A 16463-nucleotide genomic window follows, 5' to 3' on the forward strand; every position below is an offset into this window, starting at 1 on the left:
CTAACAGTTCTTACCAAACAAATGGACTATGGCAAAGGAAAGCAGAATCTTGAAAGCATTGTATGCCTTGGCAACCGGCCACGGAAATCCTTTAGAGGCTAGAATCAATCCAGTAGAAATCTCTAAGCAGACGCCGGGTTTGTCACTAGGTGAGGTGGAGCAGGAGATAAGGGATTTGGATCTGAAGAAATGGGTGGTGATGGAGCGGTCAGATACGCTGGACATGTACTGCCGGTTTACACCAGTGGGTTTGCAGGAGGCAGAGAAATACGCCAGCTGACACTTCTTGTTCTTCGTTTTTGGCTTGTTTTCTAGAAAAAAGGCCAAAAACGAAGAATTTACTCTTGTGTTTGGGCAGTGCTGTTGAAGTTCTCTAAAGGCAAGTGCAGTTCCTGGCCGGTCATCACAAAGAAGAAGTTCTGCAGTTGGTGCACATACTCTACCGGCGCGCTGGTGGCAATGTACCCGCCGTTGAACACAATCTCGTTGTACTCGGGGTCCAAGGCCCACTGGCTTAGCTCTGGAAACGTGAATTCATGCTCCAGGTCATTGTAGGTGGCGCCGGTGAGCCAATCTGGGGTGAGGGGGATGGGAGCGAAGGATACGGATTCACCAGAAAGGAGGGCAATCAGGCGGGGCGCGTCTATCGCCACGGGCCTGCCAGCCTCCAAAACCAGATTTCCTAACCGTAATTCGTTCGCAAACATCCTGCAATATAAGGGTATTCTCCTTTTGACAAAGGAAACCGCTCGGGCTCATGGTCAAAGCGTATTTTACCTAACCACCCGCAAGGACCAAATATTGTGGCCTTTAAAAGTAAAATCGCTCCACCATTTTAAGGCAGACGCTGGTTAATGCCAGATAAAGACAATAAGGTTAATGGCATAACCTGCTTATTTATAGATAGTAATAAATTTTTTTTACAAGGCTGGAAACCGTTTCCTGTAGCGCTAGGCCATTTTTTTGGTATCAAATTAAAATATTCACTCCTAATAGAGTAGTTTTTCTCCTAATATATTAGGAGTTATCCTAATCAATTAGTAGTTTAGTGTAAACTTTACCACTATGCAGAAATTAGGGAAACGAGAAGAGCAGATTATGCAGGTTGTATGGCAACTGGGGAAAGCCTTTATCAAGGACATCATAGACGGCTTGCCAGAACCTAAACCACACTACAACACCGTGGCCACCATGGTGAAAATCTTAACCGAAAAGGGCTTTTTGCAAGCCGAGAAACTGGGCAACACTTTTCAGTACACCCCTAAGGTTCTCCTAGCCGACTACCGCCAGCAGGACGTGGCCAGCATCAAGAAAAAGTACTTCGGGAATTCATTTGCCAACATGCTCACGCACTTTGCCAAGGAAGAGAACCTGTCTGACAAGGAGCTGGATGAACTCATTCAATTGATTAAGTCAAAGAAATCAAATTAAACCTTTTGCGCCATGATGGAATATCTCTTGAAAGTTTCCTTAGTGATGGCCGTGGGCTTCCTGTTTTACAAGCTGTTTTTACAGCAGGAAAGCTTCTTTGCCACCAACCGGTTCTACCTGCTGTGCTGTCTGGCACTGGCCTTCGCGTTTCCGTTTGTGAACATGCCCCAACTTGTCAAGAACCAAGGCATTGTCTCGTCTCTGTTTCAGGAGAAAGAAACGGGGCAGGAGGTGAGCCCATCTGTGGCCAGTACGCCGTTAAACAATTCTGTGGTTCAGGAGCCAGCGTCTACCTCTACTCCCGCATCACAAATCAATGTCCCAGAACAGCCTTCTGCTTCCAGTGTATCAGCGGTGAAGGAATCGTCACAAATTAAAACAAACATGCAGGCAGAGCGCTCTGCGTTTGAAGGCAGAAGCTGGGGTTTTTGGCTGGTGATGTTCTATGCTTTCGGGGTGGCCATCTTCTGCCTGAACTTGCTGTTCCAACTGGTGGCTACCTTCTGGAAGGTGTATCAAAACCAGGATAAGGTAGAGGATGGGGACTATGTCATTATCAACACCGCCAAACCGCAGGCGCCTTGCTCTTTCTTCAAGTACATCTTCATTCACCCAGATTCCTATGATTTTGATACCTATGAACAAATCATAGCGCATGAGAAAATCCACGTGCGTTTGGGTCACACCCTGGACTTGCTGCTCGCCGAACTGGCCGTGGTGGTCTTGTGGTTCAACCCGCTGGCCTGGCTGTACAAGCGCGAAGTTGAGAAGAACATTGAGTACCAGACAGACGCTATTTTGCTGGGCCAGGAGCAGGTAAGCCCCGACATCTACCAGATGAGCCTCTTGCAGATTGCCTGCCCTCAGAAACCTTTGAGCATAACTACCAACTATAACCAGTCCTTGTTAAAGCAACGAATTTGTATGATGAACGCTAAAAAATCCACCCCGCACGCCTTCTGGAAGTACGCCTTCCTGGCCCCGCTTTTCTTCGGGACGCTGTTGGTCTTGAACGAACCTGCCACCAGCAATACCCTGCCATTGCCCTCCCTGACGGTGAGTGAGATTCCGCAAGAGGTTATCCAGGAAAAAGTAGTGGACAATACGCAAGTACCAGCGCCGCCTGCTCCTAAAGCAGCCCCTCTGCCTGCGCCCATTGCCAAAGAAGAGACTCATGTGGTAAAACCCATAGCTCAAGGCAAGCCACAAACCACAGCTCCCGCTAAAAAAGGCCAGGAGCCACGGTTCAGAAACGGCAATACCTCTATCAACAACAATGGCAAGTCAATGGACATGTCGCAGGGGTACTGGTACGGTCACACTACCGCCACCCAGTATTGCGTGGAGTTGAAGGGTAACCAAAACACTTCTAGCTGGAACATGTCCCGTTGCTTTGACAAAGGACTCATCAAAAAGAATGGCGCAGACGTGTTCACTTTGACTAAAGAAGCCGGTACCTTACAATTCAACGGTAAATTGGATGAAGAAGTAAGCCAAGGCAAATACACCTTCACGCCAGACAATGGGTATGTTTCTTACCTGAACAAGCAGGACATCAACACCAAGGACACCAACCAGAACCTGTTGTTTTTCTTGTTCTTAGGTGAGGTGAACAAGGAATACGTAGGCTACCTAAAATCTACCTACGGAGAGGTGAGCGGTAGAAAGCTGGAAGAGTTGGCCATACATGGCGTGACCATAGACCAGTTTAAAACCTATGTTTCCCTGTTCAAAAAGCACAACAATTCTCAGCCATCTATCAATGAGGTGATTGAGGCCAGAATCCATGGCATCACGGAGAACTACGTGAAAGAACTGCAGGCGCTGGGTTACAAAGACGTGTCTTTAAAGAAGATGATAGAAGCCAAAATCCACGGCGTGTCCAGCCATTACGTGGAAGGCTTGAAGCAAGCTGGGTACACCAACCTGTCATTGGACAAGGTCATCAGCGCGAAAATCCATGGCGTGACCACCGAGCGAATCAAGGAGCTGAAAGCCATTGGCGGCGCCGATTTGACTTTGGACAAAGCCATTGAAATGCGGATTCACGGCGTAACGGCAGACTACATCAAAGATTTAAGTAACGCCGGCTACAGCAACCTTACCTTGAGCAAAATCACCGAAGCCAAAATACACGGAGTCAACTCTTCTACCATCAAAGCCTTGAACAGCTATGGTTTTAAAAACCTGTCTATTAACCAGGTCATCAATGCCAAGATACACGGCGTGAACGGAGACTTTTTGCAGGGCTTGGAGAAAGAAGGCTTTAAGAATTTAAGCATTGACAAAGCCGTGGAAGCCAAGATTCATGGCGTAACAGGAGACTTCATCAAAGAGGCCCGCAAAGACGGCTACAACCTGAAGTCGCTGGACGAATACATCAACGTGAAAATCATGGGATATAGGAGAGCAGGCAGAACCCGCTCTGAATAGCCTTTCACCATTTATTGAATCCATTATCGTTTTTGGCCTGTTTTCTAGTAAGCAGGCCAAAAACGGTTTCTATAAAAATTGAGCCAGCGCTATAGTAATAGAGAAAATCTCTAACACATTATAAAGGCTGTTGATTGGTATTTCTAAAGCATTTTAAGCCTTCCGTATTCCTATCTCAGCTTGCTTTTAGATGCATCTATCGGTCCCGAAAAAAAATATAAGAAATCTTTCAATTTTAGGACGGAGCCATGCAACTGTTGTGATTTTGCCAAGTCCTTAGAGCATACTTTCAAACTAACCTCTACATCTTCTAACACATTTCCTATGAAACAAAGAGCCCGCATTTTGCTGGGCCTGCTCTGCTTTTGCCTATTCCTTTTGGGGCAAGCACAGGCTCAAGGCACCTCCCCGGCGCCCACTGCATCCGCTCAAAGCAGTCCCGGGAAAATCTCCGGTACGCTCACTGACTCCCTCACCCAGGCTCCTCTAGAATTTGTCACCGTTGCCCTCCTTAAGAAAGGCACCACACAGTCTATGGGAGGCACCATCACCGATGAGAAAGGCCGCTACGCGTTCAACGGTTTGCCGGTAGGGGACTATTCTCTGGCTTTCAGTTTCATAGGGTACCAAACCAAGACCTATCCAAGCGTCAGCATCACGGCAGAAAAGCCCGAGGTGACGGTGCCGAGCCTGCGCATGGCTTCTTCTTCCAAGCAATTGAAAGAGGTGAAGGTAGAGGCGCTTCGGCCTAACATTACGCAGGAGGCCGATAAGATTGTGGTGAGCATTGAAGGCACAGCACTGGCCGCGGGCCGGACGGCGTATGACGTATTGGCTAAGTCGCCGGGGGTGTTTGTGGACCAGGACGGCAACATCCAGCTGAACGGCCGAGGCGGGGTAACCGTGATGATGGACGGTAAGCTGACCTACCTTTCGCCTTCAGATTTACGGACGGTGCTGGAAGGCATGTCTGCGGAGAACATCAAGAACATTGAAATCATCGCCAACCCCACTTCTAAGTTTGACGCCGAGGGCACGGCCGGTATTCTCAACATCAACCTGAAGAAGAATGAGATACAAGGCCTGAACGGAAGCGTGTACGGCACCTACAACACCAACTTTAAACAGCACGGCTACTCCACGGGCGGCAACATCAACTTCAAGACCGGCAAGTGGAACTCCTTCGCCAGCATTGACCAGATGCAACGCATTGGTAACCGCGAAGGCACGTTTGAGCGTGTGTATGACGCCGAGGGCGGTAAAATCTACTTCGACCAGACGGCCAACGGAAAGCACAAAAACCAGGGCCCGCCCACCTTCCGGATTGGCACCGACTACAGCATCAATGACAAGCACAGCGTAGGCGCCTTGACCAGCTTCAACCAGAATACGGTGTGGGTAGATTTCATCACGGACTCCTACATGGGTCTGGACCGCCAAAACCCTGAGACGTTCATCAACGCCAATAACTTCTTGACCAACCGTTTCAGAAGCTCTACCAATAATGTGCATTATCAGGGTAAGTTAGACACGCTGGGAACCACATTGTCAGCGGATTTTGACTTCGTGAAAATCTCTAACGCCGGTTCCTCCAACTTCTACAATTACTACACAGATTTAACCGAAGCAAGCCGTCCTACGGTTCAAGATTTTCTGTTCGCGGATACCGACAATGGCTTTGACATCTACTCCGGCAAGGTTGACTTCACAAAGCCATTAAGCAAGTTGAGTAAGATGGAAATTGGCGCCAAAGCCAGCCGCGTGGTATCTGACAATGACTCCAGGTTTTACTTCAACAACAATGGGCTAGTTCTAGATCCTAACAGAACCAACCACTTTATTTATGATGAAAATATTTACGCAGGGTATGTGACCTACAGCACCAAGTTTGGGGACAGGTTTCAGGTGCAGGCAGGGTTAAGAGGCGAGAAAACGGAGTCTACCGGAAAGTCTCCTACCATGAACCAGGAGAACTCAAGAAGCTACTTTAACCTGTTCCCCACTTTGTTTGTGCAACAGAAAGTAAGTGAGAACTACCAAATTGGCTACAACTACAGCCGCCGCATCCAGCGCCCCAATTACGGCAACCTAAACCCATTCATCAGTTACCGTGACCCGTTCACCTACACCACGGGAAACCCTCAATTGCGCCCGCAATACACCCATGCCGTGGGCATAACACAGACGTTCAGAAAGGATTACATCGTAACGCTCAACTACCAGTATGTGAAGGACGTGATGTCTGAGTTGCCTTACCTGGATGTGGAGAACGCCACCACAATTTATACGACTGGCAATGTGGATGATTTGCAAAACGTGAGCATGACGGCCATCACGCCCATCAAAATCATGAAGAACTGGGACACCAACAACACGCTCACGCTATCTTATAATGAGTACACGTTCTTCACCAATACAGACGGTCAGTTGAACTCTGATAACAACAACCAACGTGTTGTCAACTCTCAGTTTCTGTACATGCTCCAGTCAAGCCACAACATTCTGCTACCTATGGGCATTCAACTGGAAGTGAACGCCGCAGGTCGTGGACCAGGGGTTTCTGGTTTGTACAAGGTGGGCGCCATGTGGTGGGTGCATGCAGGTTTGAAGAAGAGCTTCCTGGACAAGAAACTGGACCTGAGTTTGAATGTGAACGACATCTTCAGAAGCTACCGCCTTCGCTTTGACACTACCATTGGGCAGAACATCAACAACTTTGACCAGTACCTGTACCAGAGAACATTGGGCGTGACGCTTCGCTACAAGTTCAGCAAAGGGCAGAAGGTAGAACAACGCAAAACTACCAGCCCAGACGAGCTGAACAGAACATAGACATCATTTTGGTTTAATGGGAAAGGCGTCCTTCATTTTTGGCCTGGTTTCTAGAAACCAGGCTAAAAATAGAGGGACGCTTTTTTGTGTGTGGGTAGGGCAAACTATTACAACTAGTCGCCTTTAAGAAGTTGGTTTTAGTACTTTTTTTGTTGACAGTACTACTGCTGATTGTTTTTAATGTAGGACTTTATGGGAATGTCTAAGTTACGTTCAATCCACTTTCCATACTCTTCCTCCTCCTTATCTTTGTCATTTGTTGAAAGTGTACTTTGAGAATACCACTCATTCCATGGTGATACAAAATTAATCGTGTCATTATCTAATTCTATATCATACAGGCCCATCTGATATCCTCCTCTAGAAAAAACCACAAATCTGTTATCCATAAGTTCAATGCTGGGATTTGAAGTGAAGAGGCTAGCTTCATCATAATTATATAAAACAGTCCTGCTTCTTATCCAGTTATCATCACGGTCAGAAATCCCATCTTTGAAACTCCATTTGATAGGTAACTCCTCTGGATTAATTCCTTTCTCCAGCTTTAAAACATAAAATCCAGGGTCACCAATGCCTACATCTGAATAAAGGCAGTAATTAAATTTCCCATCCGGTGATTCTAAGTGTTGGTAGTAATCAAGATAATCAACGGTGCATCCTGAGGAAGTTAGACCAAATATTAAAAAGCTTAAAATTTGAAAAAGACGGTTAATCATGATAGGATGACGAAGTAAACTTTACTTACCAATCAAATATATACTAATTTACTGTTTTACTCGTCAACGTTCCCACCTTAGGCAATATCTGAATCACGAAGCGTCTGTCGCGCACGTCACCCGTTCTGCCAGCGCCTTCAAAGCCACTGCCCGAAGCAATCAGTTCTATGCGGTCTTTGGGAAACCGGATGCCAGCGCTTCGCCAAAATTGGAGCAAAGCCAGAGCGCGTTTGTAGCTCAGCTCCAAGGCGTATTCGCGCTGGGTGGCGTTCCTGGGGTCACCTTGCGGGAAGCTGGCGGCCCGGCCATCAATCACAATCAGGTATTTCACATCGGCGCCTTGCACAGAATTAAGCACTTGGCTAAGCTCTTCGCCGGCTCTTCGCAAAGGCATTAAGGACCGCTGCGGAATGGTGGCACTGCTTTGTGCGAATAACACGTCTACCAATAGTTCATGCCGTTTGTAACGTTCATTGTACTGGAAATACCGGCTATCCAGGCGCGAGAGGGCCTCCTTGATTTCGTCTAGCTTGCGCTTTTCCTGCACCTCTACTTTGAGCTGGGCAATGTTACGGCGGTTCTCAGAGTCTTTGTCGGTGAACATCTTAAAACTGAGCACAAACAGGACCAGCATGATGAGGAAAAGCACCGTCATGAGGTCCACGTAACTGGGCCAGAAAAAATCTTTGTTTTCTTTGTTCATGATAGGTTACGGCTTAGGTCTTTGTATCTGTCCCTTCCCGAAGATTTTGCCCATAGCGGCTTTGATTGGGCCTGGCTCCAGCGTGCGCTCCACGTTGTCATTCAAGACGGCCAACTGCTGTAACAGAGCCTGCTGTACCTGAGTGTCGGTTTCCAGTTTCCGCAACAAAGCGTCATTCGTTCGCTTGATTTCCTGGGCTAGTTCTGATTGCTGTTTGTTGAGCGTGTCTTGCTGGCTGTTGAGGTTTTGGAACGGTTGCATGTACTCCAAAATGCGCTGGTACAAGTTGTCCTCGTTCAAGCGTCTAAAATGCTCTTGCCACTTCTCATACGCGTTCTGGGCATCGCGTTCCTGGTGTTGTAGCCGGGCCTGCATGAGGTCTGTTAAACGCAGAGAGGCTTTGTCGAAATACTGCTCAGTGCGGTTGGCAATGTTATCCAGTTCCTCCTCATGCTTAGAAAAGAAATTCACCTGCCGTCTAATGGATTCATCATGCTGTTGCAGGTAGCCCGGCAAACGGTCGAAGCCTTCTTGCAAAGAGGTCAATCTGCCTAACACTTGAGAGATGTTCTGCGTCAATTCCCCGCCTTTGCGCACCGATTCATTCAAGGCTTCTTGGTACTGCAGGAAGTTCATAAACAGGCGCTCGCTTTCCTTGATTTTGTCAAACACCTGCAGGTTGGCGTTGGCCATCTGCGTGAAGCCAATCTCGTCCAACCGCTGAATGAATTCCTTCTGAGTGCTGATGTTGTCGGTGAGTGTTTCCACAATGGGCCTAAAGCCCAGAATCTTGTCCAGAAAGTCTTTGTTAAACGAATCCAGCACCGATTTCAAGTTGCCCAGGCTGGCGGCCATGTCTGAATTAAGCTTAGGCAACAGGTGCGTCTGCAGGAAGGTGTAATATTCGTTTTTGTTTCTATCCCGTAGGCTACGGGCGTTTTTCAGCGCATTGTTGCCCATCATGGTCAGAAGCAAACCGCAAAAACTGCCGGCCATGGCAATGAGCACCCCAAACAGGAAGGATGGAATGTTCTGGTCTGTAATAAACGAGCCTTCATCTGCCGTAGCGCTTCTCAACCCCGTGTACACCAAGCTGGAAAGGCCAATGATTACTCCAGAGAAAGTACCCAGCAAACCCACGTACAAGGGTGTTGAAATAGTGGACTGGACCTCCTCGTCCAAGGAGTCTGAATACCGTTCCGCCACGTCCTTAAGAATGGTAAAGTCAGCCGCCGCACCCTTGTTCAGGCGCAAATATTCATTGGTGCTTTTAAGAATTTTCTGGAAAACCGAGGACGGGTTTTGCGCGTGAATCAGCTCTGTGGTTTCTGTTGATTTAGCCGAAGGTTTCTGGGCTAATTTATTGGCCTGAATATGCTCTTCTAAGAAGATGGTTCCCTGCTGAACGGCCTGTTTAAACTGCGCAATGGGAACGGTGTAGAAAGGATTGGCTTCATCCTGTGCAGATATGTGCAGTTCCTCAGAATCAACGGCCACAATGCGCTTGATGACCGGACTGATGGGAGAGCCTTCCCTGAAATCCTTGCCATAGACCAACTGCTCCCAAAGTTGTTCCTGAGAGATAGAGGCCACTTTTTCTGGCACCGAGCCGTCCAAGGGCGCACGCTGAACCGACAGCCTTGACTCATCTGGGAAAAGGTCTTTTATGGTCTCAATTTTATTTCTGTTGGCTTGGTACACACGCCATTGGTAGCCAATGATGACCAGTACCAGAAGGGCTTCTAAGATAAATATTACTTCCATGGAAAGGAGGTTGGTTTGGGTAGTGCCACTGATGGAAGATAGCGGGATTGTTTGATTTTCTTGCTTCCGTTTTTAGGCTGTTTTCTGAAAACTAAGCCAAAAACGAACTCTCTAAATCAAAGATTACGCCAACCTTCCAAACAGCTATTCTTACCTTGTAAGGTAGGTGATTAAAAGTAGAACAGCAGAAAGCAAGAATCCGTTTTCGGGCTATTTCCTGGAAAACAGCCCGAAAACGGATTCAATTCTTCTAATCCAAAATGGCAGAATTGGTTAAAAGAAAGGGCTTTCTAGCTGAAGTCAATACGGGCCTTTTCCTGAATCTTCCAGCCACTGCCGGTTCTGGTCAAGACACCGTCGCCTTGCTGTACAATTCTGGTAACCATTCGGTTAGAGGGCTTCTCAAAGTTGAAAGCGTTCTCTAGTCTGTCCATGCCCTGTGAGATAACAAATGCATGGTTGCCGGCCAGGTTAAAGCGATACCGGGTTTGGGTACTGCCTTCCTGCGGGGTGTCAATCTCCAGGTAGCTGTCAGAATCGGGGCGCCTTTGCAGTTGGTGCGTTTTGATGACGCCGTCCTCAGGGATGATGGCAAACCTGATGGGAGACTCCGGCTCCTGCGGTGCCTGCTGGGGCTGAGACAATTCATTCAATAAATCATCACCTACCATGCCACCACCCAGCATGGGGTTCTGCATCGCTCTGTTCTCGTCTGACTGCGGGTTCTGGTCTTGTGGGTTCATGCCGTCTCTTCTTCTAGGTTCGTTTCTGCGCTGTTGCGGTTGTTGCTGTTGCACGCGGGTAGGCTGTTGTCCCAGGTCACCGTCTAGTGGTTGGGCTGGTTGCTGGCCTTGTTGCGGGTTGCGGGGCTGACGTCCTTCCTGTGGTTGACGTGGCTCCCTAGGCTGTCTTTGCTGTTGTTGCGGAGGCTGACCTTCCTGACGGGCTCTGGGTTCTTGCGGGGCCCGTTGAAGCTGTGGCTGAGCTTGTTTAGGCTGACGCTCCTGTGGGGGCTGTTGAGGCTGGGGAGCTTGCTGCCTGGCGTTTTGCTGAGGCTGTTGTTTCTGGCGTTGCTCAGGCGCCGGTTGTTGGCCTCTGGCAGGCTGGGCTTGTTGAGGTTGCTTAGGTTGGTTGCCACGCTCCGGACGGCTTTCCTGCTGTGGGTTTCTAGGGTTGTTCCGTTTGAAGTTGTTTTCCAGTCCTTTCAGGCCAGACTCCAGCTCGCGGTTCTTCTTTTCTAGTGAACTGATTCTGTGCAACAGCCCGCTTACTTTAAAGAAGGTGAAGCCGGCGAGCAGAAACGCCACGATTGCTATAATGATAGGTATAGTCATACCAAATGTTTTAATGGTTAGAGGATACTAAAACCGCCGGTGCTGTTATCAGGCACCAGCGGTCTTTTACAAATTATACAATGGCACCTACCTGCTGGTGGTACAGTTCTTTAGACAACAGGTACAGAGACTGCTTCAAGGGCATAAAGAACATGGTTTCCGGGATGAGTTCACGGTCAGAAAGTCCGCGCAGGGTCTCTTCCAAGACCATGGTGTAGCTGTCCTGGATGTTGTTGCGCATGAAGTTGAGCACCCAGTGCGGGTCTACCTCTACGCCCATAGAGCGCATCAAAGGAGCCACATCTGCGTCATCTAATAAGAGCGTCAAACAGTTCATGACGTTGTCCAGCACCTCAGTTCTGAGCGTAGACGAAATCTGGCTCTTGTTCACCGACTTCATGGCATCTTCTCCGGCCACGGCACCGGTTGGGCGCATGATTGGAATGTCCGTCAAGTCAGAAAGGTTAGCGCCTTCCAAAGCCATTGCCCCGCCGTTGGCCGTTACTTGCTTAGGATTGTCTACCAAAACCAGTTTGAAGTTGCTAGGCGCTTCCTGGCCGGTCACTTTCTGGAAGATGGTTTTAGCATAACGCTCCACGTTGGTGAAGTTGGTGCCCGCGGCCAATAGCTTGATGTACAAACTTCCCTGACCTGAGAAGCAGATATAGCGCGGAACCTGCGTGCCCAATAGTTGGGTAAGCTGTGCCAAATGATACATCAAGGCCCCGAAGTGCAGATAGAACATCAAGCGTAGCTGACGTGCCTGCAACAACTGCGAGCTGTAATTCAACTCACGGTCATAGCTAAAGAGCAAACTGGTAATATCTGCTGACCCGAAGTCTGGGTTGTCCAAGGCCGTTTCCAGGAACTTCTTGTATTCCTTGCCTTCCTCAGACAAGGGAATTTGCATTATATGCGACACGCCGTATTGTAACAAACCGTTGTCTTTGCTGGTCTTGACAGAAGCAAAACCATCGCCCCAAAGGTCATTCCCAGCAAACCTAAACGAGGCGCTGTGAGAAGGCTTGCGGTTGGTGAACAACAACACGTCGGTGGTCCCACCGCCTATGTCTACGTTAATCAGGTTTTCATCTTGGCTAGGTACTACCACACCGGTCCTGGACAAGAAGTAGAACGGAGCCACAGACTCGGTGATGCAGGCGGTGCTTCTTCCGTTTTTGAACACCGTCTGGTATACGCCGTCCCACACGTTCTGGAACATGTTGCGCGAGTAGTCATCAAAGCTCAAAGGTGCAAACCACACCACTTTGGTGTTGGCTACGTTGCCATGGTTCAAGACCACCTTGTTTTTGATGAGCAACATAATCTCGGTGAAGAAGGCTTCAATCCGGCGCTTGCCGGTATTGGAAAGCGTCTCGCTCCACTTCAAGTCTGTATGGTAGCTCTGCTTGTACTGGTCCTGGTGAGTACCTTCAGTGTTGATGGAGAAACCAATGTTGATGTTCCCAAACAAGCTTGGAATCTGGTTCTCAAAGTCAATAGACTCACAGGTAGCCGTCCTGGTAGGGAAGGAGTATAATGACCCACCCGAGCCGATAATCAACGGAATAAATTCACGCTTCAGCAAGGTCTCAACCGCAAACAATCGCCCGAAGCCACGCTTATGGAAACGCTGGTAATCAGTCAAGGAAGCATCCTCTGAAGGTTTGTTCAACATCACCAATTGCAAGTCATTGGCCGTGATGGAGAACTCCTTCGGGGCCTGGTTTGAACCGGCGGTGTAGGCAATGTGTGTGTTAGACGTCCCGAAGTCAATGGCGAAGGTAAAGCTCTGAATACCCTGGTGCATTTGCTGGAACTTAGGCACAATCAGCGCCTTGCCCGTCACGTCTACGCCTTGGTGCGTTAGCTCAGCGTAGTCAAAGTGCGTGCCTCTAATCTCATAATAAGTACTACCGGCACTGCTGTTGCTTTTCTTGGTGCGTCGCTGGGACGTAGCCGACATGAATCCTCCGCCTGCGTCCAGTTGGCGTCCGCCTACATAGAAGTTCAAGGTATGGTTTCTGTTCACCAACAGCGGGTCAATGTCCTCGTCTACCAGCATCACCTTGTAGAAGTCATTGTAGGTAGGCGCATCCACAAACTTGTAGAACGGGAACACTCCAATGCCCACGCGTGATTTTAAGATATGCCCTTTCTCTGGGATGATCTGGCCGTGCGCGTCTCTGGAGTTGAGTGGGTTGTCATAGTAACTGCGCTCATATACCACCGGGCCGTGCTCCGTCGGGATAGACAAGGTCACGCGCACATGGTTCACGTCAACATAGAAGGTGAGGTGATTAGCCAAATCCTCTGGCGTGAAATAGTCAAAATACGTGCTGGTGATAGGCAACAGATAATTGAAGACTTTCTCGGTGACACCCGGCTGGTACAAGACGGTTCCGCTGTAGAATCGGTCTGTGTTCACCTCATACGGCACTTGCACGATGGTCTCTTGTAAGAGGTCATTGATGGTAAGGTAGGGGTAGTTAAAACCCACGCCCGGCAAAGAACGCGCAGGAATTTCTTTATCATCTGAGTACCCAACTTGCGTGTTGGTAGGCCAAGCAAGGTTGTTCACGTACTTCACGTGCGGGGCCAAACGCAAATCTGGCTTGAGCACGATAGGACGGTCGCCCTGGAACTGGCTGTTGGTAGGGCGAAGGAACAAGTCACTGCTGGTCACGGCAGTCTGGTCTTTCTTGACTAAGAAGTTTAAGTGACCCACGTGCACCGGGTTTTGCTGTAAATCAACCAACGGCAGGTAGTCATTGATGACCGCATTCTGACCCATCACCCCAGACATAGAGATGCTTTTTAACACAGCCTCGTCCAAGGCATTATACACCGCCGGGAAGGCCTGGATGTACGCCGGATTAGACACGAACAGCTTGTGCACGTACTCTTTGAAATCACGCTCGCGGTCATTCAATGACACAAAGTTGTTGTCAAAGTACACACCCACATTCTGCGCTCTATTGATGGAAAGCGGTTGCACGTTAGGAGACACAAACAGGAAGGTGAAAGGCGAGGTGCCACCCAGCAACTGCATGTGTTTGTTACCACGTCCATCAGTAGACTCCAGATAGAACAAAAACAAATCATCCACGCCTCTGAACTTGGGGTCGTTCATGAACAGCTCCAGCGTTCTGCCCAACAGTTGCGTGTTGGGGTTGGACTGCATGGCGTGCAATTGCTGTTGCTTGTTCCAGCGCCGGATGACAATCTTGTTACCGCCTTGGGCGTAGCTTTGGTGGTTGTAGAGTAATTCCCACAAGTCCCAGAAGTGGGTCACAAACTTATGGTAGATGCTGTTGGGGGTGCTGGAGACGCCTTGCTTGACAAAGTCAAAGGCGGTCTCAAACAAGTGCATGCGCGCAAACGGCGTAGGGATGGAGGCCGTAATTTTCTGAGCTCTACCGCCGGCACCGTCGGTGATGTCCTTTATCTCCGTGCTGGTAATCTGGCTAGTTTTTGCCCAACCTTCTACGTTAGAACCGGTCTTATGAAGTCGAAGTACTTTCGGCATAAATCAATCTGTTTTTAAGGTGTTTCCAGAAAAAGAGGCCAAAAACGAATTTGGGGGATGGCCTCTTTTTCTTTCCTTTTAATTTTAGACCCCTACTAGAGGTTTACTTTCACTTCTGCGTCACCCTTTGAAGGGGGTAGGGGGATGATTTCTTTATCTGATGACTCGTCCTTTATCAATTAGTAAGCCTATTACATTATAGCTAAAGCCTAGCAAATTTGAGACGGACTTGTCATCCCCCAACCCCCTTCAAAGGGGGACGGAATGCTTAAGAATACTTAAGCTTTTCTTCCACCAGATTATTAGTAGCAATCTCAAAGGCTTTGATGGTGGCTTTGAAAGCCTCGCGGTCTGAGATGGATTCTGAGGCGCGATTCAATTCCTTGACAAACGCTCCTTGCGAAATGCCTTTGTTTAGGAAGCCGGTCTCTACCTGCTTGTCAGACACCATGCGGTTGAAATCAGTCTCATGCAGGTGGAAGGCCGAGAAGGTGCGCTCCATCCGGCTTAGCTCCTTCAACCAGGCTTCGTAGCCAATCTCCGGGCTGTTCAAGAACTTGTTCAGTTCTTTGAAGATAGGCTCGTTGCGCATGGCACCACCTAAGTCCACACCTTTGGCATAGGCCGCTTGCGCGTCATCCGGCACATGGTTGGCGTAGTAGCGCGCGAAGTAATGGAAGCGAATCAACTGCTTGGCAATGCGGTCTCTCGTCTCGGTGTCCAAATGCGAGAACTGCACGTTGTCCACGTCTTCGCGCAAGCCAAACTCATGGTAGTGCGAGTTACCGGTCAATTCATTGTCTGAGTAGTCCATGAAGTCAATGATGGACAGCGCGCTCAGGAGCTCTACCAAGTGGGCGTCGTTTTTCTGACTGGCCCGACCCGGGTTGTTCTCCAACGGACGGTCTGGCGTGTCGCCCATGTAATAGGTGGCGTTCACCCCGGTCAGGTGGTTCTGGTAGTAAGAAAGGGCGTCCTTGGCTTTGGTGGTAAAGGTGTTGGAGTCAATGAAGTCAGCGTCTACACCTGGGGCAGGTTGCTCTAGGGTAAAGTACGGTAATACCACCATGGCTCCGGTCAACGCCGAGTTTAGGCTAGACGCGTTAGGCAGGGTAGAATGATGGTCTTTGAAGTTCTTTAACAACAGCGGGAAGCCGGCCGCGCCGGTACCGCCAAAGATGGAGCTCACAAAGAAGATGCGGTCACCGGCCTGAAAGTTAGAGGCAAAAAAGCGCATCTCAGGAGATTCAATAATCTCATTCAAGACTACACTGCCCACGTTCGGGCTTCCTCTAAAGCCCACGTCCAGGCTGTTGTTGAGGTTCTCTGGCGTGAACAACAAGTCTACCAGCGCCTGGGAGTCAATGTCTAGTTGGTTGTAGCCCACATGGTCTTTGAACGGCTTGTTGATTCCGCCAAAGTCATACACAAACGAATCTCTTACTTTGGAGGAGCCGTCGCCGGAGATGCTGGAAAGCGTGCTGATGTTGGTATGGAAAAACCCTTCTTCGCGCTTGCCCAGTTGGTCATGCAGGTGCTTGTAGGTTTTAAGCAGTTCTACTGTGCGGTTCATGTCCCCGTTCTGCGTGTCTGGGTCAATGATGATGGGCACAATCTTGTCACAGTTCTTGATTTTGACACCGGCGGCCATGAGCATCACCAACGAGCGAATCACTCGGGAACCCGTTCCGCCAATTCCGAATACAAAAAGTTTTGCCATA

Annotated in this window: 11 protein-coding genes; 4 read left to right on the plus strand and 7 right to left on the minus strand. The window is 49.0% G+C overall.

The features are described 5' to 3' along the window. Nucleotides 1-28 precede the first annotated feature (28 nt). Entirely contained in the window at nucleotides 29-280 is a 252-nt protein-coding gene (locus ABD880_RS00610) for a hypothetical protein (protein WP_345161261.1), read from the plus strand. Between the two features lie 58 nt (nucleotides 281-338). On the opposite strand, the gene ABD880_RS00615 is transcribed toward ABD880_RS00610, so the two are convergent. Further along, complete coding sequence (locus ABD880_RS00615) at nucleotides 339-707, minus strand: hypothetical protein (protein WP_345161263.1); 369 nt, start codon at nucleotides 705-707, stop codon at nucleotides 339-341. A gap of 358 nt (nucleotides 708-1065) precedes the next feature. On the opposite strand from ABD880_RS00615, the gene ABD880_RS00620 reads away from it, so the two are divergent. From ABD880_RS00620 to ABD880_RS00630, 3 genes are all read left to right on the plus strand, one after another. Next, the gene (locus tag ABD880_RS00620; RefSeq protein WP_345161265.1) at nucleotides 1066-1431 is read left to right on the plus strand and encodes a BlaI/MecI/CopY family transcriptional regulator; all 366 of its coding nucleotides are present in this window, start codon (nucleotides 1066-1068) and stop codon (nucleotides 1429-1431) included. A gap of 12 nt (nucleotides 1432-1443) precedes the next feature. Next, nucleotides 1444-3864 (plus strand): M56 family metallopeptidase, encoded by a 2421-nt coding sequence (locus ABD880_RS00625; protein ID WP_345161267.1) that lies wholly within the window; start codon nucleotides 1444-1446, stop codon nucleotides 3862-3864. Between the two features lie 324 nt (nucleotides 3865-4188). After that, a complete protein-coding gene (locus tag ABD880_RS00630) occupies nucleotides 4189-6696 on the plus strand; it encodes a TonB-dependent receptor domain-containing protein (protein ID WP_345161269.1) in 2508 nt (835 codons plus the stop codon). A gap of 161 nt (nucleotides 6697-6857) precedes the next feature. Here the strand turns inward: ABD880_RS00630 and ABD880_RS00635 are convergent, their stop codons facing one another. From ABD880_RS00635 to ABD880_RS00660, 6 genes are all read right to left on the minus strand, one after another. Continuing rightward, nucleotides 6858-7412, minus strand: a complete 555-nt coding sequence (locus tag ABD880_RS00635; RefSeq protein ID WP_345161271.1) for a hypothetical protein — start codon at nucleotides 7410-7412, stop codon at nucleotides 6858-6860. 43 nt (nucleotides 7413-7455) lie between these two features. After that, a complete protein-coding gene (locus ABD880_RS00640) occupies nucleotides 7456-8115 on the minus strand; it encodes a hypothetical protein (protein WP_345161273.1) in 660 nt (219 codons plus the stop codon). Between the two features lie 6 nt (nucleotides 8116-8121). Next, complete coding sequence (locus ABD880_RS00645) at nucleotides 8122-9879, minus strand: hypothetical protein (RefSeq protein ID WP_345161275.1); 1758 nt, start codon at nucleotides 9877-9879, stop codon at nucleotides 8122-8124. A 290-nt stretch (nucleotides 9880-10169) separates the two neighbouring features. Next, nucleotides 10170-11213 carry a hypothetical protein gene (locus ABD880_RS00650; protein WP_345161277.1) on the minus strand — a complete coding sequence of 348 codons (1044 nt, stop codon included), beginning with the start codon at nucleotides 11211-11213 and terminating at the stop codon, nucleotides 10170-10172. 73 nt (nucleotides 11214-11286) lie between these two features. Continuing rightward, a complete protein-coding gene (locus ABD880_RS00655) occupies nucleotides 11287-14742 on the minus strand; it encodes a hypothetical protein (protein WP_345161279.1) in 3456 nt (1151 codons plus the stop codon). Nucleotides 14743-15010: 268 nt separating this feature from the next. Continuing rightward, nucleotides 15011-16462 (minus strand): hypothetical protein, encoded by a 1452-nt coding sequence (locus ABD880_RS00660; protein WP_345161281.1) that lies wholly within the window; start codon nucleotides 16460-16462, stop codon nucleotides 15011-15013. Nucleotide 16463: the final 1 nt, after the last annotated feature.

Source organism: Nibribacter koreensis (genome assembly GCF_039541795.1).
Taxonomy (GTDB): domain Bacteria; phylum Bacteroidota; class Bacteroidia; order Cytophagales; family Hymenobacteraceae; genus Nibribacter; species Nibribacter koreensis.

What these genes read in the sequence shown, in the direction of transcription:
- ABD880_RS00610 (WP_345161261.1), top strand. Translation starts at nt 29, where the DNA reads ATGGCAAAGGAAAGCAGAATCTTGAAAGCATTGTATGCCTTGGCAACC.
- ABD880_RS00615 (WP_345161263.1), bottom strand. Translation starts at nt 707, where the DNA reads ATGTTTGCGAACGAATTACGGTTAGGAAATCTGGTTTTGGAGGCTGGC.
- ABD880_RS00620 (WP_345161265.1), top strand. Translation starts at nt 1,066, where the DNA reads ATGCAGAAATTAGGGAAACGAGAAGAGCAGATTATGCAGGTTGTATGG.
- ABD880_RS00625 (WP_345161267.1), top strand. Translation starts at nt 1,444, where the DNA reads ATGATGGAATATCTCTTGAAAGTTTCCTTAGTGATGGCCGTGGGCTTC.
- ABD880_RS00630 (WP_345161269.1), top strand. Translation starts at nt 4,189, where the DNA reads ATGAAACAAAGAGCCCGCATTTTGCTGGGCCTGCTCTGCTTTTGCCTA.
- ABD880_RS00635 (WP_345161271.1), bottom strand. Translation starts at nt 7,412, where the DNA reads ATGATTAACCGTCTTTTTCAAATTTTAAGCTTTTTAATATTTGGTCTA.
- ABD880_RS00640 (WP_345161273.1), bottom strand. Translation starts at nt 8,115, where the DNA reads ATGAACAAAGAAAACAAAGATTTTTTCTGGCCCAGTTACGTGGACCTC.
- ABD880_RS00645 (WP_345161275.1), bottom strand. Translation starts at nt 9,879, where the DNA reads ATGGAAGTAATATTTATCTTAGAAGCCCTTCTGGTACTGGTCATCATT.
- ABD880_RS00650 (WP_345161277.1), bottom strand. Translation starts at nt 11,213, where the DNA reads ATGACTATACCTATCATTATAGCAATCGTGGCGTTTCTGCTCGCCGGC.
- ABD880_RS00655 (WP_345161279.1), bottom strand. Translation starts at nt 14,742, where the DNA reads ATGCCGAAAGTACTTCGACTTCATAAGACCGGTTCTAACGTAGAAGGT.
- ABD880_RS00660 (WP_345161281.1), bottom strand. Translation starts at nt 16,462, where the DNA reads ATGGCAAAACTTTTTGTATTCGGAATTGGCGGAACGGGTTCCCGAGTG.